The sequence below is a fragment of the Coriobacteriia bacterium genome, assembly GCA_013336165.1.
Taxonomy (GTDB): domain Bacteria; phylum Actinomycetota; class Coriobacteriia; order Anaerosomatales; family JAAXUF01; genus JAAXUF01.
This window is the reverse complement of the sequence record JAAXUF010000001.1, coordinates 148,648-174,967: the sequence shown is the minus strand read 5'-3', so window position 1 is coordinate 174,967 and position 26,320 is coordinate 148,648. Positions and strand designations below refer to the sequence as shown.

28 protein-coding genes are annotated in these 26,320 nt (G+C 60.6%); all 28 read left to right on the top strand.

Annotated elements, in window-relative coordinates:
- The first annotated feature begins 24 nt into the window (after positions 1–24).
- The 28 genes from HGA39_00850 (at position 25) to frr (ending at position 26,319) form a co-directional block, all read left to right on the top strand.
- Entirely contained in the window at positions 25–1,032 is a 1,008-nt protein-coding gene (locus tag HGA39_00850; GenBank protein ID NTW27906.1) for a ketoacyl-ACP synthase III, read from the top strand.
- A 1-nt stretch (position 1,033) separates the two neighbouring features.
- Entirely contained in the window at positions 1,034–1,990 is a 957-nt protein-coding gene (gene fabK, locus HGA39_00845) for an enoyl-[acyl-carrier-protein] reductase FabK (GenBank protein ID NTW27905.1), read from the top strand.
- The gene (gene fabD / locus HGA39_00840) at positions 1,987–2,904 is read left to right on the top strand and encodes an ACP S-malonyltransferase (protein NTW27904.1); all 918 of its coding nucleotides are present in this window, start codon (positions 1,987–1,989) and stop codon (positions 2,902–2,904) included. Before fabK ends, fabD begins: the two co-directional genes overlap by 4 nt.
- 1 nt (position 2,905) lies before the next feature.
- Entirely contained in the window at positions 2,906–3,655 is a 750-nt protein-coding gene (gene fabG, locus HGA39_00835; protein ID NTW27903.1) for a 3-oxoacyl-[acyl-carrier-protein] reductase, read from the top strand.
- A 68-nt stretch (positions 3,656–3,723) separates the two neighbouring features.
- Positions 3,724–3,963 carry an acyl carrier protein gene (locus HGA39_00830; GenBank protein NTW27902.1) on the top strand — a complete coding sequence of 80 codons (240 nt, stop codon included), beginning with the start codon at positions 3,724–3,726 and terminating at the stop codon, positions 3,961–3,963.
- 100 nt (positions 3,964–4,063) lie between these two features.
- The gene (locus HGA39_00825) at positions 4,064–5,023 is read left to right on the top strand and encodes a nitronate monooxygenase (protein NTW27901.1); all 960 of its coding nucleotides are present in this window, start codon (positions 4,064–4,066) and stop codon (positions 5,021–5,023) included.
- The gene (gene fabF, locus HGA39_00820; GenBank protein ID NTW27900.1) at positions 5,020–6,249 is read left to right on the top strand and encodes a beta-ketoacyl-ACP synthase II; all 1,230 of its coding nucleotides are present in this window, start codon (positions 5,020–5,022) and stop codon (positions 6,247–6,249) included. Before HGA39_00825 ends, fabF begins: the two co-directional genes overlap by 4 nt.
- 69 nt (positions 6,250–6,318) lie before the next feature.
- A complete protein-coding gene (gene rnc / locus HGA39_00815) occupies positions 6,319–6,960 on the top strand; it encodes a ribonuclease III (protein NTW27899.1) in 642 nt (213 codons plus the stop codon).
- Positions 6,961–7,085: 125 nt separating this feature from the next.
- Positions 7,086–10,649, top strand: coding sequence for a chromosome segregation protein SMC (gene smc / locus HGA39_00810; GenBank protein NTW27898.1), 3,564 nt, complete (start codon positions 7,086–7,088; stop codon positions 10,647–10,649).
- Complete coding sequence (ftsY, locus tag HGA39_00805) at positions 10,630–11,541, top strand: signal recognition particle-docking protein FtsY (protein ID NTW27897.1); 912 nt, start codon at positions 10,630–10,632, stop codon at positions 11,539–11,541. Before smc ends, ftsY begins: the two co-directional genes overlap by 20 nt.
- A 74-nt stretch (positions 11,542–11,615) precedes the next feature.
- A complete protein-coding gene (gene ffh, locus HGA39_00800; GenBank protein NTW27896.1) occupies positions 11,616–12,962 on the top strand; it encodes a signal recognition particle protein in 1,347 nt (448 codons plus the stop codon).
- A gap of 141 nt (positions 12,963–13,103) precedes the next feature.
- A complete protein-coding gene (gene rpsP, locus HGA39_00795; protein NTW27895.1) occupies positions 13,104–13,436 on the top strand; it encodes a 30S ribosomal protein S16 in 333 nt (110 codons plus the stop codon).
- Between the two features lie 11 nt (positions 13,437–13,447).
- Positions 13,448–13,696 (top strand): KH domain-containing protein, encoded by a 249-nt coding sequence (locus HGA39_00790; GenBank protein NTW27894.1) that lies wholly within the window; start codon positions 13,448–13,450, stop codon positions 13,694–13,696.
- Between the two features lie 4 nt (positions 13,697–13,700).
- Positions 13,701–14,237 carry a 16S rRNA processing protein RimM gene (rimM, locus tag HGA39_00785; GenBank protein NTW27893.1) on the top strand — a complete coding sequence of 179 codons (537 nt, stop codon included), beginning with the start codon at positions 13,701–13,703 and terminating at the stop codon, positions 14,235–14,237.
- Positions 14,234–14,983 carry a tRNA (guanosine(37)-N1)-methyltransferase TrmD gene (gene trmD, locus HGA39_00780; GenBank protein ID NTW27892.1) on the top strand — a complete coding sequence of 250 codons (750 nt, stop codon included), beginning with the start codon at positions 14,234–14,236 and terminating at the stop codon, positions 14,981–14,983. The genes rimM and trmD overlap by 4 nt, the downstream gene beginning before the upstream one ends.
- Before the next feature lie 16 nt (positions 14,984–14,999).
- Positions 15,000–15,584, top strand: a complete 585-nt coding sequence (gene lepB / locus HGA39_00775; protein ID NTW27891.1) for a signal peptidase I — start codon at positions 15,000–15,002, stop codon at positions 15,582–15,584.
- Positions 15,585–15,731: 147 nt separating this feature from the next.
- Positions 15,732–16,076: a 50S ribosomal protein L19 gene (gene rplS / locus HGA39_00770; GenBank protein ID NTW27890.1), complete on the top strand. Its 345-nt coding sequence runs from the start codon at positions 15,732–15,734 to the stop codon at positions 16,074–16,076.
- A gap of 124 nt (positions 16,077–16,200) precedes the next feature.
- The gene (locus tag HGA39_00765) at positions 16,201–16,989 is read left to right on the top strand and encodes a ribonuclease HII (GenBank protein NTW27889.1); all 789 of its coding nucleotides are present in this window, start codon (positions 16,201–16,203) and stop codon (positions 16,987–16,989) included.
- 75 nt (positions 16,990–17,064) lie between these two features.
- Positions 17,065–17,433, top strand: a complete 369-nt coding sequence (locus HGA39_00760) for a YraN family protein (GenBank protein ID NTW27888.1) — start codon at positions 17,065–17,067, stop codon at positions 17,431–17,433.
- Between the two features lie 3 nt (positions 17,434–17,436).
- The gene (locus HGA39_00755) at positions 17,437–18,921 is read left to right on the top strand and encodes a YifB family Mg chelatase-like AAA ATPase (GenBank protein ID NTW27887.1); all 1,485 of its coding nucleotides are present in this window, start codon (positions 17,437–17,439) and stop codon (positions 18,919–18,921) included.
- Positions 18,918–19,817, top strand: a complete 900-nt coding sequence (dprA, locus tag HGA39_00750; protein ID NTW27886.1) for a DNA-protecting protein DprA — start codon at positions 18,918–18,920, stop codon at positions 19,815–19,817. Before HGA39_00755 ends, dprA begins: the two co-directional genes overlap by 4 nt.
- Positions 19,818–19,869: 52 nt before the next feature.
- Complete coding sequence (locus HGA39_00745; GenBank protein NTW27885.1) at positions 19,870–21,237, top strand: methylenetetrahydrofolate--tRNA-(uracil(54)-C(5))-methyltransferase (FADH(2)-oxidizing) TrmFO; 1,368 nt, start codon at positions 19,870–19,872, stop codon at positions 21,235–21,237.
- A complete protein-coding gene (locus HGA39_00740; protein ID NTW27884.1) occupies positions 21,230–22,135 on the top strand; it encodes a tyrosine recombinase XerC in 906 nt (301 codons plus the stop codon). The genes HGA39_00745 and HGA39_00740 overlap by 8 nt, the downstream gene beginning before the upstream one ends.
- A 36-nt stretch (positions 22,136–22,171) precedes the next feature.
- Positions 22,172–22,954, top strand: a complete 783-nt coding sequence (whiG, locus tag HGA39_00735) for an RNA polymerase sigma factor WhiG (protein ID NTW27883.1) — start codon at positions 22,172–22,174, stop codon at positions 22,952–22,954.
- 175 nt (positions 22,955–23,129) lie between these two features.
- Positions 23,130–23,942 carry a 30S ribosomal protein S2 gene (gene rpsB, locus HGA39_00730; protein ID NTW27882.1) on the top strand — a complete coding sequence of 271 codons (813 nt, stop codon included), beginning with the start codon at positions 23,130–23,132 and terminating at the stop codon, positions 23,940–23,942.
- A 67-nt stretch (positions 23,943–24,009) separates the two neighbouring features.
- On the top strand, positions 24,010–24,900 hold the full coding sequence (locus tag HGA39_00725) for an elongation factor Ts (GenBank protein NTW27881.1): 891 nt from the start codon (positions 24,010–24,012) through the stop codon (positions 24,898–24,900).
- Positions 24,901–25,033: 133 nt separating this feature from the next.
- Complete coding sequence (locus HGA39_00720) at positions 25,034–25,762, top strand: UMP kinase (GenBank protein NTW27880.1); 729 nt, start codon at positions 25,034–25,036, stop codon at positions 25,760–25,762.
- On the top strand, positions 25,759–26,319 hold the full coding sequence (gene frr / locus HGA39_00715; protein NTW27879.1) for a ribosome recycling factor: 561 nt from the start codon (positions 25,759–25,761) through the stop codon (positions 26,317–26,319). The genes HGA39_00720 and frr overlap by 4 nt, the downstream gene beginning before the upstream one ends.
- The last annotated feature ends 1 nt before the right edge of the window (position 26,320 follow it).

Sequence of the window (26,320 nt, the reverse complement as noted above, 5' to 3'; positions counted from 1 at the left end):
GAGAACAGGGATGATCACCTCACAATGACACGTTATGCTTCGATCACGGGGACCGGCTCCTACCTGCCCGAGGCCATAATCACCAACCAGGATCTCGAGCGCATGGTTGACACGTCTGACGAATGGATCGTCTCGCGGACGGGGATTCGAGAACGCCACATGGTCGCCCCCGGAGAAGCCACATCGGACCTTGCCGCACGCGCAGCAGAGCGTGCGCTGGCGAGATCCGGGGTACCTCGCGATCAAGTCGACATGCTCATTATGGCAACCGCAACCGCGGACAGGTTCTTTCCTTCGACGGCATGTATCGTCCAGGACAAGATCGGCCTCACGTGCCCGGCCTTCGACATCAATGCGGCCTGTACAGGTTTCATCTATGCTCTGCACACGGCAACGTCCATGATCGAATCTGGCAGGGCCGAGACGGTCCTTGTGATAGGTGCTGAGGCGCTTACACGACGCGTGGACTTCACAGACCGGTCGACCTGCATCCTGTTCGGCGACGGTGCAGGGGCAGTGGTTCTTCAGGCATCAGGCGAACCCGGAGTGTTCTCCATCGTCTTGGGTGCCGACGGATCAGGGTCCGATCTGCTTACCGTAGTGGCCGGCGGTTCGGCAGTCCCTCTTACGGAAGATGGCCTGCATGCCGGGCTGCAGTATCTTCGAATGGCCGGCAACGAAATCTACAAGTTCGCCGTCCGAGCGATCCCCAAGGTTACGCTCGAAGCATTGGAGCAGTCCGGCCACACGGTCGAAGATCTTGCGTGGCTGATTCCGCACCAGGCCAACAAGCGGATAACCGACACCGTCGAGGAACGTCTCGGCATGGACGAGTCGCGGGTGTACAACGACATTTCCATGACCGGAAACACGTCGGCGGCCTCGATACCGCTTGCGCTCGATGAACTGTATTCGCGCGGGAAGCTACAACCCGGGGACCTGATCGCGCTGGTCGGATTCGGCGCGGGCCTCACGTGGGGCGCTGCAACGTTGCGATGGTCGATGGCTGTTCCGAACGAGGAGGTCTCCTAGCATGGCGCTTCATACTCGGCTCACTGAGTTGCTGGGCATCGAATACCCGATCATTCAGGGCGGCATGGCTTGGACGGCGACGGCTGAACTTGCCGCCGCCGTCAGCAACGCAGGTGGCATCGGAATCATCGGCGCCGGCCAGATGCCCACGGAAGTCCTGCGGACTGAGATTCGCAACGCGAAGACACTGACGAACCGCCCGTTCGGCGTGAACCTCATGCTGCTGACTCCGCACATCGATGAACTCGTGGCCATGGTCATCGAAGAAGGCGTGCGAGTCGTAACGACGGGAGCAGGCAACCCCGGCAAGTACATGCCGGCACTCAAGAACGCCGGCATCAAAGTACTTCCGATCGCACCCTCAGTCGCTCTCGCGAAACGCCTTGAGTCGGTAGGTGCCGACGCGATCATCGGCGAAGGTATGGAAGCCGGAGGACACATCGGCGAACTTACGACGATGGTTCTGGTTCCGCAGCTCGTCGATGCGGTGAACGTTCCCGTCATCGCCGCCGGCGGCATCGCTGACGGCAGGGGATTGGCGGCGGCTCTGGCTTTGGGTGCGGAAGGTGTGCAGGTGGGTACAAGGTTCATGTGCGCCACGGAGTGCACCATCCACATGGCGGTCAAGGAGCGCGTCTTGAAGGCTGGCGATAGAGACACGGTGGTCACCGGCCGCTCCACCGGCCATCCGGTGCGGGTCCTCAAGAACAAGCTTTCGAGGCAGATCGAGGAACTCGATCGCGACAACAAGGTGGACGAGATCGATCGTCTCGGCACGGGCAGACTTGCTCTGGCGATGCGTCAGGGCGACATCGAGATGGGTTCTCTCATGGCGGGGCAGGTGGCGGGGCTCGTAAGAAGGATCCAACCGGCTGCCGAGATCATCACCGAAATAGCCACGGAGGCCGAATCGGTGATCCAACGTCTTGCTACTCTGACGCATCGGGTACAGGCGTGACCGCACGCAGCGCACTCATCTTTCCGGGCCAGGGCTCACAACGTCCCGGGATGTTGGACAACGTCCCCGATTTCGATTCGCTCGATCGGCTCTTGGACGCTGCTGAGGCACTTTCAGGTCTCGAGTTGCGCAAGATTGCGGCCAAGGGTCCAGTTTCAGCGCTCGCGGATACCCGCGTCGCGCAGCCGCTTATCTATCTCGTCGACATCGCATGGGGCTTCACGCTTCTGGACTGCGGCATCCGGCCGTCTGCGGTGGCAGGCCATTCTCTCGGCGAGTTGGCGGCTCTGGCGGTGGCGGGAGTGTTCTCGCCGGAAGCCGGACTTGAATTGGTTGTCGAACGGAGCCGGCTCATGGCATCGGCCGCCGAGAATAACCCCGGAGGTATGATGGCAGTACTGGGGCTGACTGCTTCTCAGGCGTCTGCCGCCGTCGCGGAGATTGCAGATATCTGGATCGCCAACGACAACGCCCCGGGGCAGGTTGTCATTTCGGGGCGTTTTGCAGGACTTGAAGAAGCAAGCCCTCGCCTGACGGAAGCGGGCGCAAAGAGGGTCGTGCCTCTGGCTGTCGCCGGCCCGTTTCACACACCGCTCATGTTGGGCGCGCAGGAGGCGTTTGCTGACCTTCTCGCCGGCGCGCAGTTCAACGACGCGCGCATCCCGGTGGTACAGAACACTGATCCCGTCGCCGAGACCAATGCAGTGCGAATCAGAGAGCGGCTTCGCGCTCAGATCACCTCCCCTGTAAGGTGGACTGAGGCCATGGTGGCGCTCTTAGCGGATGGTCCTACAACTGTCATTGAGTCCGGACCCGGCACCGTGCTTTCCGGGTTGGCTCGGCGGGTGGAAGGCTTGACCGCCTTCGCGGTCGAGTCCTCGGACCTGGAGATCATCGTTGGGGAGGTGGCATGAAGTGGCGGATCTGACCGGAAAGGTAGCCCTCGTCACGGGTGCTTCGCGCGGAATAGGCGCGGCGATCGCCGAATTGCTGGGTGCTAGCGGAGCCTCGGTGGCCGTGAACTATGCCGGATCGGCTGATGCCGCCGAGAACATCGTTCGGCGGATTCGAGAGAACGGGTCACGAGCGATCTCAGTACAGGCCGATGTCAGCGATCCTGAGGCGTGCACGGGCCTTATCGAAGCGACGCTGCGAGAACTCGGCGGGCTGGACATACTCGTCAACAACGCCGGCATCACCCGCGACGGGCTTCTGGTGCGCATGAGTGACGAAGACTGGGAGTCCGTTATCGGCACCAACCTCACCGGCGTCTTCAATGTCACTCGTGCGGCCACACGCCACTTGATGAAGCAGCGCAGCGGCGCAGTCGTCAACGTCACATCCGTGATAGGGCTCATCGGCAATGCCGGGCAGGCGAACTACGCGGCAGCGAAGGCCGGCGTCATTGGCCTGACTAAGTCTGTGGCGAAAGAGCTTGCATCGAGAGGCGTGCGCGTCAACGCCGTGGCCCCAGGCTTTATCGAGACAGACATGACGGCCGCGCTTTCGGAAACCGCGCGGGAGGCCATCATCAAGCAGATCTCGCTCGCCAGGCTCGGCGCTCCGGCCGACGTCGCAAAAGCCGTCGCGTTTCTGGCTAGCGACGAGGCCGCATATATCACGGGTCAGACTCTTGCCATCGACGGCGGGATGACGTTTATGTAGAGTGCGTCACCGGACACATCTGTCCGTCTTTGTTGGAGATTGAAAGCGACCGGAGGAGGTCTTTTCGTATGGAGCACGATGAAGTTGTCGAGAAGGTCAAAGCAGTCATAGTCGAGCAACTCAACGTCGAGGAGGATGACGTCACTGAGGAGGCGTCGTTTGTCGATGATCTGGGTGCCGACTCGCTCGATATCGTCGAACTCGTGATGGCGCTTGAGGAAGAGTTCGGGGTCTCGATTCCGGACGAAGATGCCGAGAGCATCAAGACGGTCGGCGATGCTGTCTCCTACATCGCAGCGAACGCTTAGGTCTTCGGCTGAAGGTTCTCCGCACGCTTCAGATCTCTTCCTGTAGCGTGCGGGGATATCAACCCATTGCACCCTCCATCCGACCGAAGGGCATTCGAGCGTGGACATGCCAACACTCACAATTGGGGAGCGCACAGCCCGCCTCCCCATCGTTCAAGGCGGGATGGCCGTCCGGATCTCGATGGCCCCGCTTGCTTCGGCGGTTGCCCAAGCAGGCGGCATCGGCGTAATTGCTGGCAGCGGACTGACTGCGGGGGAGCTGGCCGCCGAGATCCGCAAAGCGCGCGAGGCGACGGATGGCGTGATCGGCGTCAACATCATGGTCGCGGTGCGAAAATTCAAAGAACTCGTGCAGACGGCCATGGCGGAGGGCGCCGACCTAGTGATCGCTGGTGCTGGGTTCTCGCGAGACGTCTTTGCATGGGGACGTGAGTTCCGCGTGCCGGTGGTGCCGATCGTCGGCTCCACGCGCGTTGCCCGGCTCGCCGAGAAGTTCGGGGCGTCCGCGCTCATCGTCGAAGGTTTCGAAGCCGGAGGTCACCTCGGCACCGATCGGCTGATGCTTGACCTGCTTCCGGAAATCGTGGCGTCCGTTGATCTGCCGGTGATTGGTGCCGGCGGTATCGTGACGGGCGCCGACATCCGCAAGGCTCTCGACACGGGTGCCGCTGGCGTCCAGATGGGTACCCGTTTTGCGGCGACGGTTGAGTCATCTGCCCCTGATGCGTTCAAGCAGATGTATGTGAATGCGTCACCTGAAGATATTGTGCTCGTGAAAAGTCCGGTCGGTCTGCCCGGACGGGCTTTGAAGAACCCGTTCTGGGAGCGTGCACACCGAGGCGAGTACCCGCCGATCGAGCGGTGCGCGGCGTGCCTCAAGGAATGCCACAAAGACTACTGCATCATGAAGGAACTCGAACTCGCCCAAAGCGGAGACGTCGAGAACGGGCTCGTCTTTGCCGGCTCCTCGGCGGCACGAATCACCGACGTTCCGACCGTCGCTGAACTGATGAGGCGTCTTGAAGCCGAGTGGAAATCATCCGGAGAGGAAGCTTCATGAAGAGGATTGCCGTCACCGGCCTCGGAGTCGTGACACCGGTAGGTATCGGTGTCGATGCAATGTGGGACTCTCTCGTCAGCGGGCGCAGCGGCATCTCCGCGATTGAGCACTTCGACACTACCGGATACTCATCGCGAATCGCCGGCTACATCAAGGACTTCGACCCGAGCGGCGTGTTGGACCACAAGGAAGCCAGGCGCATGTCGCGCTTCCAGCAGTTCGCGATGGTCGCTGCCGACGAAGCAATGCGCGACGCCGGACTCACTGAGATCTCAGATGATCTCGCCTTGCGCTCGGGTGTCATCGTCGGCTCGGGCATCGGCGGACTCGGACTCATGGAGGAGCAGAAGGAGATCCTGCTCGAGCGCGGCCCGGGTCGCGTGAGCCCATTTCTCGTTCCAATGATGATCACCGACCTAGCTGCCGGTCATATTTCGATCCGATACGGGCTTAAGGGAATCAACTACGCGGTGGTTTCGGCGTGTGCCACGGGGTCTCACGCGATCGGAGAAGCCGCCGAGGCGATCCGTCGTGGCAGAGCCGACGTCATGATTGCCGGCGGATTCGATTCCGGCGTCACGCCGCTCGGCGTCGCGGGCTTCTGTGCACTGAGGGCCCTGTCCACCCGTAACGACGATCCCACCGGCGCATCGCGTCCTTGGGACGCGAGCCGCGACGGCTTCGTCATCGCCGAAGGCGGAGGAATCCTCGTTCTCGAGGATTGGGATCACGCTGTCGCCCGCGGCGCGCATATCCGTGCCGAGCTTGTGGGGTACGGCGCCAGCGCCGACGCCTACCACATGACAGCGCCCGCACCCGACGGAAGCGGTGCCTTCCGTGCAATGCAGATTGCACTGGAAGAGGGTCGGCTGTCGCCATGCGACGTCAGCTACATCAACGCCCACGGCACTTCAACCGATGCGGGCGACGCCGCAGAGACAAAAGCGATCAAGTCGGTGTTTGGGCAGTGTGTGCCACCCGTCAGCTCGACGAAATCGATGATGGGGCACCTGCTCGGCGGCGCGGGTGCCGTCGAAGCCGCGGTCTGCATCCTGGCAATGGAGAACTCCATCATTCCGCCCACAATCAACCTTGCCACTCCGGACCCGGAATGCGATCTTGACTACGTTCCCAACGTTGCCCGTGCTGCGGATCTATCCGTCACCATGAGCAACTCCTTCGGTTTCGGCGGACATAACGCGACTCTCGTTCTCGCGCGGGTATAGGAGGCCGGCAAGACTGTGGCAAACGCATCTGCGGAAGGCTCTCAGCGGCTGGCGCTCGCCGAGAAGGTCATGGGCCACCGGTTCTCGGACCGCGATCTGCTCCTGCGCGCCCTCACACATCCTTCGGCGATCGAGGCCAAGGATCCGGGCGCGTACTACGAACGTCTCGAGTTTCTTGGCGACTCGGTTGTGGGCTTCGTCATCGCCGAGGAGGTGTTCCGCCGCTATCCCGACATGCCTGAAGGCGGAATGACCCGCATCAAGATCTCGGCTGTTGCCGGCACCACACTCTCGGAAGTAGCGGCCGATTTGGGCCTTGGCGGCGCACTGATCGTTGGTGACAGCGAGCGGGGCACCGGCGGCAGAGGTTTGGTGAGTGCACTCGAGAATGTCTACGAGGCACTTGTGGCAGCGCTCTACTTGGACGCCGGGCTCCCTGCTGCCCGCGAGTGGGTTCTTGCGACGCTTGGCTCGCGGATCTCGGAAGACGCCGCGTCGACACCCGAGAATCCAAAGTCACTGCTTCAAGAAATCACTCAGGCCAGGGGCCTCGCCCCGACCTACCGCCTCATTGCCGAGGATGGCCCACCACACGCCCGGACGTTCACCTGCGCGGTGGAGATGGAGGGCATCGTCGTCGGACAGGGGAGCGGGCGGACGAAGAAAGACGCCGAAGCGGCTGCGGCTTCAGCGGCTCTGGAACGACTTTAGGCCCTCGCAAATCGTCTGTCGGAGAGCCCCACGAGGGGCGGTCAGGCGATCCTCCTGTGCTACACTTGCCTCCGGTTTTGTGTGCGTTTTTCGTTCCGTATGCCAGTCCGCGCCCTAGGGGGAACGTGTACCTCAAGTCCCTGATATTCCGAGGTTTCAAGTCATTCGCCGATAAGGGCGTCATGCTGTTCGAACCCGGCGTCACCGTCATCGTCGGGCCAAACGGATCCGGCAAGTCCAACATCTCCGATGCGGTTCTATGGGTACTGGGCGAGCAGTCTGCCAAGAGCCTGCGCGGGCAAGCGATGGAAGACGTCATTTTCGCAGGCTCCTCGGCACGCCAGCCTGTGGGCGTGGCGGAAGTCGACCTCGTGCTCGACAACAGCGACGGCACATTGCCGCTGGAGTTTTCCGAAGTCACCATTACCCGTCGCATGTTTCGCAACGGCGACAGTGAGTACCTCATCAACCAGTCACCGTCACGTCTCATGGACATCCAAGATCTGCTTCACGACTCCGGTCTCGGTCGAGACACGCATTCCATCATTAGCCAAGGTCGCCTAGATGAGGTCTTAAACTCGCGTCCCGAAGACAGACGCGGACTCATCGACGAAGCCGCGGGTGTCCTGAAGCACAAGAAGCGCAAAGAACGCGCGCTGCGCAAGCTCTCTGCCATGGACGCCTATCTCGCAAGGGCACGCGACATCTCGTCCGAAATCGAACGCCAGCTCCGGCCGCTCGAGCGCCAGGCGACGCGCGCGCAGGAGCATGCGGCGCTCTCGGCGGAATTGCGAGAGCATGAGCTCGGCATGGCCGTCGACGATCTGCGTCGGCTTCAGGGCCAGTGGGAAGAGATCTCGAAGCTTGAACGCGAAGCGGATGCCGACATCGAGCTGTCCCGCTATCGCCTAGCCGAGAAGGAACGTGAACTCGCGAAGTTCCAGTCGCTGTTGGAGGAGAAAGGCCTGTTTGTCGGCGATCTCTCCGAACAACGGCGTAGGATGCAGTCGATTCTCGAGCGTCTTGATGCCGGCTTGCTGCTGCTTGAAGAAAAGGGCAAGAACCTCATCGAGAAGCTCTCTGAACTTCGGCAGAAGCTCCACCAGTCCGACAATCGCACGGTGCAGCGTTCCGCGGAGCTTGAACGGCTGTCGCTGGAGCGGGTGGACGCCGACGGCCGTCTCAAAGCGCTTTACGGACAACTCAACGAAGTGCGTCGTGAAGCCGAGGCCGTGCGTAAGGCCCGCATCGCTGCCGATGAGGAGCTCTCACGCCTGGCCGCCGAGATTCGCCGCGTTCGCAAGCAACTTGAAGACGATCGGGCGGCTTCAGCGCTCGCCGAACAGGCGCTGTCTGCCTTCAGGCTTGAAGACGACCTGCTGGCAGAGCGGGCGTCGCAGATCAGAGATCAGCGACTTGCTGCTCAAGCAACTCTCTCCGCACGGCGCAGCCGTCTCGATGGGGTCTCGGCTCGCCTGAGCCACCTGAAGCGCGATCTGGCGCTTGCCGACTCCGATGTCGACAAGCGGGTACGCGTTTTGGAGTCCCGTCGGCGCGATCTCGACAGCCGGCGCAACGCGCTGGCCGAAGCGCGTGCGGAGCTCCGTGGGCTGGAGGAAGTCGACCGTGCGTTTGCCGCCGCGTCCCCGGCCCTAGCATGGGCGCTGACCAACGAAGGCGGTCTGCCGGGTCTAATCGGCCCCGTCACCGAGGCAATTCGGGCTCCGAAGCACTACGAGGTGCTCGTGGAAAGGCTTCTCGGCGCCGACTTGTTCGGCGTGCTGGTTGCAGACGCCCTCACTGCCGCGACCCTTGCAGACGGGCTGCTGGCCGAGTCCCAAGGCGAGCTTTCGGTCGTTCCTCTGTCCGGCGCGCGTTCGAATCTGAGGGGTATGCCGACAACCGGCATGCGACTTCTCGACGAATTGGTTTTCGAAGAGTCCATGCGGCCTGCCGTTGAGGCGCTCTTGGGCGACGTGTTCGTCGTCGATAACGTCACTGCGGCTTTGCAGGCCTCGGCAGCGGACACCTCAGGCGCTCGCTTTGCGACAGCTGAAGGTGCGGTGGTCTGGCCCACCGGCAAGCTCACGCTCGGCATGCAGCTCAACGACACGGAGAGCGTGCTTGCCCGGAAACGCCGCTTCGCAGAGTTGACCGACGGCATCGGCGCGCTTTCTGCCGCACTTGGCGACTCGGAATCGGAGAGCGCCGCTGCCGCAGAAGCACTCTCGGCGGCACAACAGGACGCACTCGACCTTTCGCAGAAGATCGCGGCGTGTACCGGGGAACACGACTCCATGCTCGAGGAGGTCGGCCGGCTCGAGCAGCAACTCACCACACTGGAAACGGAAGCAAGCGGGATTGACACTCGCATCGGCGCGATCCGTGAGCGCTCCGTCAAGGACCAGCCGACGGTGGGCCATCTTGCCGAGAAGATCGCCTCGGCAACCTCGACGCTCGAAAGCTTCGAGGAGACGCAGGCAATCGCTCGCGAGCAACGCGACCTGCGCTTTCGAGAGGAGAGCGCGGTCTCTGAGCGACTGAGCGTCTGCCAGGTGGACATCGCCACAGTGTCCGAACGGGAAGTACACCTCAAGAGACAGCTCAACGGCGTCAACTCCGAGTTGCGCGAACTGGAAACCGCTATACGGCAGTCCAAGGAGACGGAGCAGGCACTCGAGCTGCTTCGCGAACGAATCCAACCCGTTCATGATCTCTACGTTGCATTGCAGGAGCGTGCCGAGCACTGGGCCGCCAAACTCAAGGACCGCGCCTGTTTCGAGCAGGCGGACTCGGAGTCTTTGCGCGAGACGATCCAAGCGGCTCAAAGCGCCGTCCGCGAAGTTCAGGCCGAGATCGATGGAAAGAGCACTACCGCTACCGATGTTCGTGTGAAGAAGGGCCAGACCGAGCTTCAGGTGAACCAGGCCGCCCACCGCATCGTTGAGGAACTCGGTATCTCGCTGGAACGGGCGCTGGCACTGCCGGAGTTGGAAGACCGCAGGGCGGCGGAAGATCGTGCTCATCGGCTGCGAAAGCAGATCTCCTCGATCGGGCCGGTCAACCCGGTGGCGATGCGGGAGTTCGAGTCTCTGAAAGCCCGGCGCGACTTCATGACGTCCCAAGTCGACGACCTCGATGGAAGCCGCAAGGCGCTTCACAAGGTGGTCGCGGCTATCGACCGCAAAGTCAGAGACAGGTTTCTCGAGGCCTTCGAACAGGTCGACGAGGCCTTCCAGGAGATATTCGCCGTCCTGTTCCCCGGCGGCTCGGCCCGGCTGTGCCTGACGGATCCGGATGATCCCGACACCACCGGCGTCGAAGTGATCGCGCAGCCTCGGGGTAAGAAGGTCGCGAAGATGTCGCTTCTCTCCGGCGGCGAGAAGTCGCTGACGGCGCTCGCGCTTCTTTTCGCCGTCTATCGGACCCGGCCGTGCCCCTTCTATATCCTCGACGAAGTTGAAGCCGCTTTGGACGACACAAACCTGCGCCGTTTCGTCACGTTCGTCGACTCCATGCGAACTTCGACGCAGTTCCTGATCGTCACCCATCAGCGACGCACCATGGAGATGGCTGACGTGCTCTACGGCGTTTCCATGCAGGCCGATGGTGTTTCGAAGGTTGTGAGCCAGAAGCTTGACAGGGCTCGCGTGACAGCGGAAGTGGAACATGAGCCCATCGTGGTATAGCCGGCTCGCCGACGGGCTCTCAAGGAGCCGAGAGCGGCTTGCAGGGCAACTCAACGTGCTTCTCGGCAAGGGACCTGACCTTGATGATGAGTTCTGGTCTGATCTCGAAGACACGCTGCTGGCTTCCGACATCGGGGTCACCGGCACCACTGAGATCGTCGCGCGCCTGAAGGACAGATCGAAGCGTGAGAATCTCCCCGATTCCGCCGCGGTCATCGAGGCTCTCGTGGAGAGCATCGCCGCCGAGTTCCCGGATCCCGATGAGGACCCGTTCGACGTGCGCCCAGTAACGCTCCTTTTCGTTGGAGTCAACGGTGCAGGCAAGACCACTACGGTGGGCAAGGTAGCCAAGCAGGGAGCCGAAGCCGGGCGCAAGGTGGTTCTCGGCTCCGCGGACACGTTTCGCGCAGCCGCGTCCGAGCAGCTCGACATCTGGGCCGAGAGGGCAGGCGTCCCTGTCGTTCGCCGTGACCGCGGAGCCGATCCTGCGGCCGTGGCTTTCGAGACGATCGAGTCCGCCGAGAAATCGGGCGCTGACCTGACGCTGATCGACACGGCCGGGAGGCTTCACACCTCGGCAGACCTGATGCGCGAGCTGACCAAGATCAAACGTGTCGCAGAGAACCGCAGCAAGGCGGCTGTACGCACGATCCTCGTCATGGACTCAACCACAGGGCAAAACGGCCTTGCGCAGGCACGAGAGTTTGGCGCGGCGCTCGCAATCGACGGTATCGTGCTCACAAAACTGGATGGGACCGCCAAGGGCGGCATAGCGGTCGCCATCGCGCGCGAGCTCGGCATACCGGTGCTTCGCATAGGAGTAGGGGAAGGTATCGACGACCTAAGACCTTTCGACGCGGCGGAGTTCTCGGCGGCGCTCGTCAAGGGGTGATCTCGCTCGGAACCGGTCTACTCGGCCACGAAAGACTGCCGGACACTTCAGGATGAACGGAGGAACGTATGGCGATGTTTCAGAGCCTCTCAGACAGACTTCAGCACGTGTTCAGCGGACTCACCGGCAAAGGACGTCTCACTGAGGCCGACGTCGATGTCGCAATGCGCGAGATCCGCATGGCGCTGCTCGAAGCTGACGTGAACTACAAGGTCGTGAAGGACTTCGTCGCCAAGATCCGCGAGCGTGCCGTTGGCTCCGAGGTGATGAGCTCGCTTACGCCGGGCCAGCAGGTTGTCAAGATCGTGCTGGATGAAATGACCACGTTGCTCGGCTCCACGAACTCTCGCTTGGTATTGTCAGGCCGGGTCCCGAACGTGATCATGCTTGTGGGCCTTCAGGGCTCCGGCAAGACCACCGCAACAGCGAAGCTGGCCTATCTTCTGCGCAAGCAAGGCCACCATCCGCTCATGGTCGCGTGCGACGTCTACCGCCCTGCCGCTATCGACCAGCTTGAAGCTCTCGGCAGGGAGCTTGACATCCCCGTATACCGTGGCGAAGGAGCCGATCCGGTCAAGATCGCTAAAGACGGCGTGAGGCAGGCGATCGACACTCTGAAAGACATCGTCATCATCGACACCGCCGGGCGCCTTCATGTCGACGAGGACATGATGACCGAGGCGGTTCGGATCAGGGATGCCACCAGGCCCGATCAGGTCCTCATGGTCGTCGACTCAATGGCCGGCCAGGACGCGGTCAACGCGGCAACCGTTTTTGCCGAGCGCGTCGATTTCGACGGTGTCATCATGAGCAAGCTCGACGGAGACGCGCGCGGAGGCGCAGCGCTTTCGGTTACCCAGGTGACAGGCAAGCCGATCAAGTTCGCGTCGGAAGGGGAGAAGCCCGAGTCTCTCGACCCCTTCTTTCCGGACAGGATGGCCAAGCGCATCCTCGGCATGGGGGACGTCGTCTCCCTCATCGAGAAGGCCCAGGAGATCGGCCAGGCCGAGGAAAACGTCGAGATGGCGCAGCGGCTCAAGAAAGCCGACTTCAACCTCGATGACTTTCTGAGCCAGATCCAACAGGTGCGCAAGATGGGTGGCATCGGCAACCTCATGAAATCGTTGCCCGGCATGGGAAAGCTTGGTGCACCGGCAGCCGATGTGGATGAGGGCGCTTTGGGCCGCACCGAGGCGATAATCTTCTCGATGACGAGGCGGGAGCGAGAGAAACCGCAACTCATCAACGGCGAACGGCGAGTGAGAATCGCCCAAGGAGCCGGGGTCGAAGTCCGGGACGTCAATCAGCTTCTCAAGCAGTTCACGGAATCACGAAAGATGATGAAGCAACTCATGGCACAAGGCGGAAAAGGTGGGAAACGGATGCGCATGCCTGGTCTGCCCGGCGGTTTTGGACGATAGTTCGACGCGTTACAGGCAGCGCCTGAGATGCCGACTCCACTCCGTGCTTTGACCCATTCGGCGTACTGTCGTAGTATATGCAACCGCTCTGCTTGCACGCAGTGCGGCCCTGATGGGGCCGCCTTTACCGGAGGTGAACTGTTGGCTGTCAAGATCCGCTTGGCGCGTCACGGCGCAAAGAAGGCGCCGTTTTACCGCGTCGTAGTCGCTGATGGTCGCGCTCGTCGCGATGGTCGGTTCCTCGGAATCGTCGGGCGCTACAATCCCCGTACGACTCCGTCCACTGTTGAGATCGATATCGCCGAAGTCGACGCTTGGCTCGCCAAGGGCGCTCAGCCCACTGAAGCTGCAGCAAAACTTATAGCGATCGCTCGCGGCGACAAAGCGGCCAAGGAGGTCGAAGCGAAGCCCTCCAAGAAGGCCGTCGCGAAGTCGGCCGCCGAGGCCAAAGCAGCAACCGCTGCTGCCGAGTAGACAGGGTAATGATGGCATCCTCAGCCGACACGGCGGGGCTCATCAAGTACATTGTCGAGGCGCTTGTCGATGCGCCTGAAACCGTCGTCGTCACCACGAAAGAGTCTGACGCCGCCGTGACCTTCGAGATCGCACTCGATCCTGCTGACGTCGGCAAGGTGATTGGCCGCCAAGGTCGCATCATCAAAGCGATCCGCTCTCTCGCGCGTGCGGCGGGGAGCACCCCTGACAAGCAGGTCGAGGTTGAAGTCGCAGAATAGGGACATGAGCCCCTCTGCGCACGTCCCGATTGGCCGGGTTGTCAAAACGCATGGACTCAAAGGGGAGGTTTGTGTGGCTCCGGCCACCGACCTTTCTTTTGATTTTGCCCTAGGCTTGCGAGTCTGGTTCGTACCACCACCAGCCTCTGCCCGCGGTGGTCGCATCACAGGAATTCGCCAAGGGTCAAAGGGGCCAATGCTCACCATCGAAGGGATCGACGACGTCAATGTCGCCGTCCAGCTTCGCGGAGCCGATATCCTCGTACGTACTGAAGACCTGCCTGCCAATTGGTATGACATGGAAGACGACCCTGACGACGTGATAGGTTTCGACGTCATCGACGAAGAGCATGGCCTTCTCGGATCGGTGTCCGAGATTATCTACACCGGGGCAAACGACGTATGGGTCGTTGATGGTTCGTTCGGCGAGGTGCTCATTCCCGTGATCGACGATGTCGTGCTCGATGTGGATCGGCCAGAACGCCGGATCACGGTGAGGTTGCTGCCGGGGCTTATGCCCGGAGAGGCCTACGAAACGTGATAACCGATGTCATCACAATCTTTCCCGAGATGTTCGAAGGACCCATGTCGGCGTCGATCGTGGGACTTGCCCGCGAGAGAGGCCTGCTCGAGCTCCGTGTTCACAACCTGCGCGACTGGACGCACGACAGGCATCGGACGACCGACGATTCTCCATACGGTGGCGGTGCCGGGCTGGTCATGAAGCCCGAGCCCATCTTCGAAGCGCTCGATGCGGTCCAAGAACTTGAGGACGAACCCGGATTCGTCGTCTTCATGACCCCAGCCGGTATGCCGCTTTCACAGGCGCTCGTCACCGAGCTTGCCGAGAAAGAGCGGCTCATTTTTGTGTGCGGGCGCTACGAAGGTTTTGACGAGCGCGTAATGACGCGAGCCGATCTTGAACTCTCCATCGGCGACTATGTGCTGACCGGCGGCGAGTTGCCGGCGATGGTGACGATAGACGCCGTTTCACGCCTTGTGCCAGGGGTTCTCGGCGACCAGGATTCAAGCGGTGACGAGTCGTTCTCCTTTGGATTGCTTGAGTACCCTCAGTACACGCGTCCCGCGGTCTATCGCAATCTTGAGGTGCCGGAAGTGTTGCGAAACGGCGATCATGGGAAGATTTTGCAGTGGCGCAGGGAACAAGCTGTAAGAAAGACGGCCCGCATGCGGCCTGACCTGCTGTCGCGGGTGAGTCTGAGCGCGGCGGAGCTTGAAATTGCAGCGACCGAGACCGCATGCGACGCCGCATCGGAAAGCGAGTAGATCGATGACGGATCTTATGGACAACACAGAAGCAGATGTGACGGCGCCGCCTCGGCCAAAGCAGGCGCAGTCTACATGGCGTTGGCTGATCGAGACGATCGTCCTCATCGCGATCGCATTCGCGTTCGCGCAAGGGATTAAGGTATTCGTTGTGCAACCGTTCGTCGTCCCGACAGGCTCAATGGAGCCTACAATCGCCATCGGCAACTACCTCCTTGCCGAGAAGATCAGTTACCGCTTTGCCCGATCTCCGCAATATGGAGATGTGGTCGTGTTCAACGATCCAAACGGGGCGTATCCGGTGCTTGTCAAGCGTGTCATCGCGGTAGGAGGGCAGACCGTCGACATCAAGAACAACTCCGTGTATGTCGACGGAAAGAAGCTGGATGAGCCGTATACGCACGGCCAGCCGAGCGTATTGGAGCCCGGAATAACGGTGAGCATGCCGCTGACAGTTCCCGACGGTAAGCTCTGGGTGATGGGCGACAATCGAACAAACAGCGCTGACAGCCGCTATTTCGGCACTATCTCCGTCACCCAGGTGCAAGCTCGTGCAATCTGGACTTACTGGCCTCTCAGCCAGTTTGGCAAGCTGCAGTAAGGGTCTTTCGACAGCTCAACGTGAGGGAGGAACAACATCTCGCAGACTTCAACGTTGCTCCCTTTGCGGCTGTGGGATATACTTCCCACTCGCGCCCGCTTCCCGCGGAATCGCAAGGTCTAATCGACGAACAGGAATCACAGGAACATGGACATCATCAGAGCCATTGAGCAGCAGCAGATTCGGGATGACCTTGCCGAGGTGAACGTCGGCGATTCCGTCAAAGTTCACTACAAGATCATCGAAGGCACTCGCGAACGCACGCAGGTATTCCAGGGCGTTGTGATCCGCCGTCACGGTGCCAGCAACCGTGAGACGTTCACGGTTCGCAAGCTATCGTTCGGTATTGGTGTTGAGCGTACGTATCCCGTGCACTCGCCCAAGATCGACAAGATCGAAGTGCTTTCGCACGGCAAGGTTCGCCGCAGCAAGCTGTACTTCCTGCGCGACAAGATCGGCAAAGCAGCCCGCCTCAAGGAAAAGGGCTACTAAGCCGCCTGCGCACGCGGGGATGCTCGATCTCTCGCGGCATCGGCTGCAACAGAGTTAGACTTTAAGAAGCAGGGCGCACCCCGCGCCCTGCTTCTTTCCGTGTGTTTGGGAGATGCGTGATCGGATGAACCGTTCCAAGGACCTTTCCGTAACCGAAATCCGGCGAATTCTCGCGATGGCCACGAGTCCTCAACTGCCCGAGCTACTCTCGCATTACTCAGACGATCCCCGGGCGGGGATCCGGGCCGCCTGTGTTTCTGCCAGCGCGCGGGTTGAGGCCGCGAACCGCGAACGTGAACGCACCCTGAGGCTTTATCAGATCGAGGCCGCGCTGAAAGCGCAGGGTTACGCCCTGATTGCCGGAGTCGATGAAGTGGGACGAGGCGCCCTTGCAGGACCTATGACGGTTGCAGCCGTGGTCCTGCCTGACGAGCCACTCATCGAGGGACTGGACGATAGCAAGCGCCTGACACCGGCACGCAGAAGCGTACTCGCCGAGCAGATCCGAGCCACCGCGTATGCCTACTCGGTTTCGCATGTGGAAGCGTGGGAGATCGATGGAATGGGTGTCACTGCAGCACTGAAGAAGGCAGTCCTGTGCGCGATCGCCGGGCTTGGTATCGAGATTGACCATCTGCTCATAGATGGACTACCTCTGCGTGTGGTCGAACATGAGACTGCCGTAGTCAAGGGCGATGCGAAGGTGGCTGCCATTGCGGCGGCATCCATTCTTGCGAAGGTGACTCGAGATCACCTCATGACGCAATTGGACAGCGACTATCCGGACTACGCTTTTGCCGTGAATAAGGGTTATGGGACGCCGGAACACCTTGCCGCTATCGCGCGATGTGGGCTGACGACAATCCATCGCAGGTCGTTTTCCTCAGGCGGTGGCACGCCACAGCTCTTCTAGGACTGGGGCGAACAGACCTCGTTAAGGTTGCCGTTAACCACCTTCGTCATGATCCATGGCGGAGGTGGTTTTGTGATGTCCGACGAGAAGAAGAAGCTTGGTCAGCGCGGAGAAGATGCCGCAGCGGCATTCCTTGAGCGCAATGGGTTTACGATAATTGCAAGGAACTGGCGCTGCACCGCAGGGGAGATCGACATTGTCGCGCTTGATGGCCAGTCACTCGTGCTGTGCGAAGTCAAGACGCGTCGAGGCAACTCGAAGGGCACGGCGGAAGACGCCGTGACACCGGCCAAGCAGAGGCGTTATGCGAGACTCGCCGAGGCCTATCTGCAAAGCACGGGAATGGGATGCATGCCGGTGCGCTTCGACGTGGTCACACTGGCAGTTGTCGATGAGCACAGGGCGCTTCTGCGCCACCACCGCGCAGCGTTTAGCTCGGACTGACGCATGGGACAATGCAGTGTTCTCACTTCCACTCTGATAGGCGTGGAAGCGGTGAAAGTTCGTGCGGAGATCGATGTTGGAGTCGGCCTTCCCGCTTTCTTCATCGTCGGGCTGGCCGACTTGGCAGTCCAGGAGTCCCGAGAGCGAGTTCGTTCGGCAATCAGAAGTGCGGGGTACTCCGTTCCCAACTCCCGTGTGGTCGTGAACCTTGCTCCCGGGCCGTTGCGCAAACACGGAACCGGGTTTGACTTGCCGATCGCCATCGGGATACTCGCTGCAACCGGGCAGATCCCGAGACAGCTGGCCTGTGACTTCATTGCGGTTGGTGAGCTCTCGTTGGATGGATCAGTCTGCAGTATCCCCGGCATGCTCGCGCATGCACTTCACGCGAGGCAGTGCGGCTTGCCGCTGCTCGGCCCGGCAGACTCTTCACAACACCTTCAGCTGGACAAACTGAGCTATCACCCGGTCTCACACTTGCGCCAGCTCAAACAGCATGTTCCGCCGGCAGCCTATATCGGAAGATCTGATGATGCAGATGACATTTCGCACATGGCAGACTTCGCGGAGGTCGCGGGGCACGAAATGGCCAAACGCGCTCTGCTCATCGCTGCGGCGGGAAGACACAACATTCTGATGGTCGGACCCCCGGGTTCCGGAAAGACCATGCTTGCGCGACGGCTCCCCTCGATCCTGCCGCCGCTCGAAAACGACGAGCGCCTAGAGACTGCACTGGTTCATTCGGTCGCAGGGCTCGACGAGTCCCCGATCATCCAAGGCATACGCCCTTTTCGCGCGCCTCACCACTCGGCGTCTGTTGCGGGTCTGGTCGGCGGGGGATCGCCTCCACGCCCGGGCGAAGCCTCCCTCTCGCACAACGGAGTCCTGTTCCTCGACGAGATGCCTGAGTTCGGTCCAGCATCCCTCCAAACCCTGAGGCAACCCCTTGAGAGCGGACACATTACCTTGGTTCGAGCCGAAGGCAGGTTGCGATTTCCCGCGCGCTTCGCTCTTGTCGGAGCGGCCAACCCATGCCCGTGTGGGTATCTCGGCGACACCCAGAAGACCTGCAGGTGTCCGCCGTCTACGATCGCTCGATATCAAGCCCGGATTGGTGGCCCTCTCATGGATCGAATAGACCTCGTCATCGATGTTGGGCGCGTAGACCCATCCCTCCTGATGAGCCCGGCGAAGAGCGCCGGCTCCGCGGAGTTGCGCCAGATCGTGCTTGAAGCAAGAGCCTTCTCACGAGAACGCATGGCTCGACATTCGACGGACTCTGTACAGGTCCGCTCCGCGGCTCGTGATCTCACAGATGAGGCTTTGAGGCTCGTAGAGAACGTCGCTCGCTTACAACACTTGTCGGGTCGAAGTGTGACACGGTTGCTGCGGGTCGCAAGAACAGTCGCCGACATCGAGGCCTCGGTCGATGTGAGCACCGAGCACGTTGCCGAGGCAATCGGCTTTCGATTGAAGGAGGATGGGTGAACCAGTGTCCGTCTTGGGTCCCGGACAGTGTCCGACGATTCGAACTGAGGCTTGGCGAGGAGGGATATCCAAGCAGCCTGCAGGGGACACCGAATGCACCGCTCGTCTTGCGGGGGCTAGGCAATCCCGATGTCCTCAACCGACCCTGCGTGGCAATTGTCGGCGCGCGCAAGGCTACGCCTTATGGTTTGAGGGCAGCGAGCGAGTTTGGCAGGTGGGCGGCTCAAGCCGGCTACACGGTGATCTCGGGGGCCGCAATGGGATGCGACCAGGCGGCTCACAGAGCGGCTCTCGATGCGCTGGGAGTCACTGTCGCTGTTCTCGGCTGTGGCGCAGACGTGGTCTACCCACGCGCTGTCGGACCGCTCCTAACAGAAATTGTTGCGAGAGGCGCCGTTGTCTCCGAGTTTGACTGGAGCTATCCCCCCTCTAAATGGACATTTCGAGCTCGCAATCGAATCATCGCGGGCCTTTCTGGCGCGCTCCTGGTCACAGAGGCGGGACTGCCGAGTGGGACGTTTTCAACAGCCGACTTTGCTCTTGCATGCGGCCGCGATGTCATGGCTGTTCCCGGTTCGATTTATGCTCCGGAGTGCCGCGGCGCGAACCGCTTGATCCGCCAAGGCGCTACTCCCGTGACCGATGTGTCCGAGTTCGCCGAAGCGATTGGCTATGCAACGTTCACGGCACCACCGGCGGAAGGGATCGGTACACGACACGCCGGAACCGAGGAACGCGACGAAGTACTCGCCGCCCTCCTTGCGAGTCCAACCCGTCCAGATGATCTGGCCCGCGATCTGCAGCTCGATATTGTGACTGTAGCCAGAAGAATCGGCCGGTTGCAGGCTGAAGGCCACGTTGGCAAGTACCCGGACGGAAGGTACGGTCCATGCTGAAATTCACCCTCAGGGACGTTACACTGTCCATGTTTCTAAACATTGGAGCTATGTGACTTTCTCGCAGGATTCGACGTCAAGAGATCGCGTTACGGTGCTGGGTGGTGGTCTTGCAGGCTGTGAAGCTGCCTGGCAGCTTGCCTTGCGAGGCATTCCGGTGCGATTGATCGAGATGCGCCCGACTCGGTACACGCCTGCCCACCATACGGCCGATCTCGGCGAGCTTGTATGTTCCAACTCCCTGAAAGGCATGAGTCCCAACACCGCAGCAGGTCTTCTGAAATCCGAAATGGCCATGTTGGGTAGCGTTGTTCTCCAGACCGCGCATAGGACGCGGGTCGCCGCCGGCGGAAGCCTGGCGGTTGACAGAGATCTGTTCGCACGGACGCTGACGCAGCGCATCGAGGGGCATCCGCGTATCGAAGTCCTTCGGGAAGAGGCTGACGCTCTGCCCGACGGCCACACGATAATCGCAACGGGTCCCTTGACCAGTCCGGCCCTTGAGCGAGTGTTGACACGACTTGTGGGAAACGAACTTCTGTCTTTCTATGATGCGGCATCGCCGATAGTCCTCGGCGAGTCACTTGACGAAGGTTCTTTGTTTGCGCAGTCGCGCTATGGGAAAGGGGAGGGTGACGACTACCTCAACGCGCCCATGACCAGGGAAGAATACGACCTCTTCTACGATGCTCTTGTGGCTGCACAACGCGCGATGCCAAAGGACTTTGAGCGCATGGAGCTCTTCCAGGCATGCCAACCAGTCGAGGAAGTCGCCCGCACAGGTCGCGATGCCTTGCGTTTCGGCGCATTGAAGCCCGTCGGTCTCACCGACCCAGGAACTGGGCTTCGGCCATGGGCGGTCGTCCAACTCCGTGCCGAGAATGCCGATCGGACCATCTGGGGACTCGTGGGCTTCCAGACGAACTTGACTTTCGCAGAGCAACGGCGGGTATTCGGGCTGATCCCGGCTCTTCGAGATGCAGAGTTCCTGCGTTTCGGCGTAATGCATCGCAACACGTTCGTCGAGGCGCCGAATGTCGTTGACCCGACGCTTACATTGAAGGACCACCCTTGCATACGACTTGCCGGTCAGATTACGGGAACGGAGGGGTATCTGGAGGCCGCCGCTTCCGGGCTTCTCGCAGCACTCAATACGTGGGCGGATATCACCGGCCACGAGTCAGTGATCCTCCCGAAGACGACGGCTCTCGGTGCGTTGATCGGTTATGCGACAGATCCTGCCACGGCGCACTATCAGCCCATGCACGTCAACTTCGGACTGGTGCCACCCTTAGCGAAGCGTGTCCGAGGCAAGCAGGAGCGCTATGCCGCCTACGTAGAGAGAGCATGCACTGATCTCGCCGAATGGTGTGCCGCAAGGCCTGACCTCGAACTGCCCATGAAGACCGACCATGAGTGAGATCCCCTCAGCCGAAGAACTCGTCGACCGGTTTCTCAATCATCTCGCCGTCGAGCGGGGAGCGTCACCCAACACCGTCCGAGCATACTCTGCGGATCTCGCGCGGTATTTGGATTGGGCGCAGCATCGGGGCGGGGTTGACCCTATCAATCTCACCCATCGTCAGATGCGCGCCTATGTGGCGGAGCTCGACGCAGCAGGCTATGCACGGCGAACCGTCGCCCGAAGGCTCTCGTCTGTTCGTTCGCTCTTCGCTTACCTTGTCGGCGAAGGTCTCGTCAGCTCAGAACCGGCATCCGTGATTGCCGCACCAAAGGTGCCGAGACGTCTGCCGACCGTCGTCCCCGTTGACATCGTCGAACGACTCATCGAGGCGCCTGATCCCTCCAAAGCACCGGGTCTTCGGGATCGCGCCGTGCTCGAACTCCTCTACGCGACCGGCGCGCGTGTCAGCGAGGTGTCGACACTGAGGCTTAAGGATCTTGACGTGGGCCAAAGCCAGGTGAAGGTAATGGGAAAGGGTTCAAAGGAGCGGATTGTGCCCGTCTACCGTCAGGCCATGTCTGCCATACAGGCATATCTGAAGGATGAACGTCCCACGTTCGCCAAACCTGAATCCCCCGACTACGTCTTCCTGTCCACGCGGGGTATAGGGCTGTCGTCCGATGCGATTCGACGGCTCTTCAAACGCTATCTGATTCAAGTTGGCGGAGCCGAGTCGCTGTCACCCCATGCAATACGCCATACCTTCGCGACCCATCTTCTGGAAGCGGGAGCCGACTTGCGTACCGTCCAGGAACTCCTCGGCCACGTTGCCCTGTCAACGACCCAGATATATACTCACCTCAGTATGAAGCGGCTCCAAGACGTGCATCGGAACGCTCATCCGCGTGCATGAGACTGGCGCCCAGGCGAGCGCAGTTAGGGGAGCTGCATGAGATCTGACCCACGGACGGACACATCCGCCCTTTGGGCCCGCTACAAAGACGATCTCGATACCGCAGCTCGTGACGAGTTGATTCTTGTCTATTCTCCACTCGTCAAGTATGTGGCCGGTCGCCTTGCTGCGAGCCTTCCCCAAACGGTCGAAACCGCTGATCTCATAAGCTATGGCATCTTCGGGCTTATCGATGCCATTGAGAAGTTCGATCTCGAACGCGCAATCAAGTTCGAGACCTATGCTATTTCCCGGATCAAAGGCGCGATTATCGACGAACTTCGTGCCATGGACTGGGTTCCCCGTTCAGTGCGATCGCGAGCCAAAGAGATTGAGCGCTCGTATGCTGCTCTCGAAGGCGTGCTGAAGCGAGTTCCCACCGATGGTGAAGTCTCCGAGCACATGGGCATTTCGCTCAAGGAGTATCAGGAGATACTCTCCAAGCTCTCGTATACCTCCGTCGTTTCATTTGAGGAAATCTGGGTTGGTTTTGATCGCGACGAAGGCCAAGACCCGCTCAACTCGATTCCTGACGCCTCAGCCGAGGATCCCGTGAAACTCTTCGAGACGGCCGAGATCAAGGATCTTCTTGCAGATGCGATTGACGGGCTACCTGAGCGCGAAAAGACGGTGGTCGCGCTCTACTATTACGAGGGACTGACGCTCAAGGAGATAGGGCAGGTTCTGGGAGTGACAGAGTCGCGCGTAAGCCAAATGCACACTAAGGCCGTTCTGAGACTCCGTGCTCATCTGCATTTCGCTTCAGCGATGGCGTCCTAGAGACCTTCCTCCAACCATGACGGCACGGCGCGTCGATTGCGAATATCGGCCGCTCTGCTATACTTCCTCAGCTACTAACTAAGCACGTCCGGGGACTTCGGTGCGAGGTGCCATTCCGCGCGAATGGTCGCAAGAGGGTTGAACCGGGCGGAAGACAACCGATCTGGAGGATGCTATGCCCGTCGTTACAATTAAGGACCTGCTCGAAGCCGGTGTGCATTTCGGGCACCAGACCCGCCGCTGGAACCCGAAGATGAAGCCATACATCTTCACCGAACGTAGTGGCATCTACATTCTTGACCTGCAGCGCACGCTCAAGGAACTCGATGGTTCCTACAGGTTCACCCGTTCGCTTACTCAGCGCGGCGAGTCGATCCTCTTCGTGGGTACCAAGAAGCAGGCGCAGGAGCCGATTCGCGACGAGGCTCTCCGCAGCGGGATGCCCTACGTGAACCACCGCTGGCTCGGCGGCATGCTGACCAACTTCGTTACTATGCGCAGCCGTGTGCAGCACATGGAAGAGCTTGAGGCTATGGAAGCTGACGGCCGTATGGCGACCCTTCCCAAGAAGGAGCAGCTGCTCCTTCGCAAGGAACTCGGCAAGCTACAGGACAACCTCGGCGGTGTTCGCGATATGCGTTCGCTCCCTGGTGCGATATTCGTCGTCGACACGAAGCGTGAAGATATCGCCATTCGTGAGGCTCGTCGCCTGCGGATCCCGATTATCGGACTTGTCGACACCAACGCCGATCCTGATGAAGTCGACTACGTCATTCCCGCCAACGACGACGCCATCCGTTCAGTCGGCCTCATGTGTCGCGTTATCGCGGATGCGGTAATCGACGGTCGTGGAGGCAATGTTCCCGCTGTAGTGGCAAGCACCGCCCCGGTTCCGCTGGTCGCGGACAGGGACGCCTGTGTCGAAACCGCTGATCCTGCTGTTTCACTTGGCGAAGCCGCTGAAGCCGGCAGCACGAACGCAGAGTAGTCTTTCTCGGTATTCAGCACTACGCTGAAACCCTATTTGAACAGGTTCTAACGAGAGGAATGAATCCATGGCTGAGATTACCGCCGGCATGGTCAAAGAGCTTCGGGAGTGCACCGGCGCCGGAATGATGGAGTGCAAGAAGGCGCTTTCTGAGGCCGAAGGCGAACTGAACACTGCGATCGACATTCTTCGCACACGCGGGCTTGCTGCACTTGCGAAGAAGGCAGGACGCGCGACAAACGAAGGCACGATAGCCGCGTTTGTCAGCCAGGACACCAAGGTTGGCGTTCTGGTCGAGGTCAACTCCGAGACCGACTTTGTCGGTCGCAACGACGAGTTCACGTCTTTTGCCGCCGAGATCGCCGAGCATATCGCCGCCGAGATCCCCACCGATATCGCCGAGCTCCTTACGCAGACGATTTCTTCGCGCGGGATCACTGTTGAGCAGCTGTTTGGGGAGAAGGTTTCCAAGCTCGGCGAGAACATGGGTATCGCACGTTTCGTTCGCGAGGAGATCGACGGCACTGGTTCTGTCGCATCCTATATCCATGGCGGCGGCAAGATCGGTATTCTGGTTGCGATCTCGTACGGCAAGCCGGAGACCGGCGAGCAGGCCGAGTTCAAGACATTTGCCCGAGACGTCGCCATGCAGGTCGCGGCCGCACAGCCGTTCTTTGTGCGCCGTGAGAATGCGGATCCTGAGCTGGTCGCGCATGAGATGTCCATCTACAAGGCTCAGGCAGCCGAGTCCGGCAAGCCGGAGTCGATCCAAGAGAAGATGGCGCAGGGCCGCCTGCAGAAGTTCTTCAAGGAGGTCGCTCTCGTCGAGCAGGCTTTCGTGAAGAACCCCGATATCTCCGTAGGCGACTATGCGGCTCAGACTGGCAAGGCCCTCGGCGACACACTTGTCATCGTCAACTTCACCCGTTTTGTCTTGGGCGAGACTTCGGCCGAATAGCAGTCTCGGTCAAGGTCGAACATGCTTTGTTGTGACTCGGGCCGGCACATCCACGTGCCGGCCCGAGTGCTGTATCCTGTCTGCGGGCTACCTATCTTTTCGGGCCCAAGTCTGACACGAAGAGGGGAGAGCTGTGTCCGATCACTACCGTTTCCGCCGAGTTCTTCTTAAGCTTTCAGGCGAGGCGCTCATGGGCGACCGCGGCTACGGCATAGAACCGCGGGTCCTGAACTCTCTTGCCGACCAGATCAAGAGCGTTCGCGCAGGCGGCGTTGAGATCGCTGTCGTCGTTGGCGGAGGCAACATCTTTCGCGGTATCGCCGCGTCCGCTGCCGGCATGGACCGCGCACAGGCCGACTACATCGGCATGCTGGCCACAGTCATGAACTCCCTTGCACTCCAAGAGGCGCTCGAACGTATCGGCGTATTCACTCGCGTGATGAGCGCCATCGACATGCAGTCCGTCGCCGAACCCTACATCAGACGCCGTGCGATGCGTCATCTGGAAAAGGGTCGGGTCGTAATCTTCGCGGCCGGAACCGGCAACCCATATTTCACGACCGATACCACTGCCGCGCTGAGAGCACTCGAAATCGGCGCTGAATGCATAATGAAGGCGACGAAGGTCGATGGCATCTATGACGCGGATCCAAAGACCCACCCTGACGCCAAGAAATTCGTTGAGCTTGCCTACATAGACGTGCTCAACATGGGTCTGCAGGTCATGGACTCGACAGCCATCTCGCTATGCATGGACAATAACCTGCCGATTCTTGTCTTCAACATGGAAGTTGACAACAACATCGAAAGGGCGCTCTGCGGCGAGGCCGTGGGGACGATCGTGAGGGGGGACCACCTGTGAGCACTACCGAGATTCTGAACGAGGCCCGCGATCATATGACCAAGACCGTGCACTCTCTCGGGCATGAGTTCAGCACTGTCCGCACCGGCAGGGCAAGCGGCGCGATTCTTGACGGCATCAACATCGACTACTACGGCACGTCTACACCGATCTCACAGATCGCGGGTATCAAAACACCTGAAGCTCAAATGCTCGTTATTGAGCCATGGGACAAGTCCGCACTCAAAGCCATCGAGAAGGCCATCATGGCCTCTGACCTCGGCATCACCCCCAGCAACGACGGCTCGATCATCCGGCTTCCGTTTCCGCCGCTGACCGAAGAGCGCCGCCGAGATCTCGCGAAACTGTGCAAGCACTACGCCGAGGAGACCAAGATCTCCATCCGCAACATTCGGCGCGACGCGAACAACAAGCTTGAGCGTGCCGAGAAGGACGCCGATATCTCCGAGGACGAGTTGCGGCGTGCGGAGACTGAAATCCAGAAGCTGACAGACACACACATCCGCGACGTGGATGATGCCTTGAAGCGCAAAGAAGCCGAGATCATGGAAGTCTAAC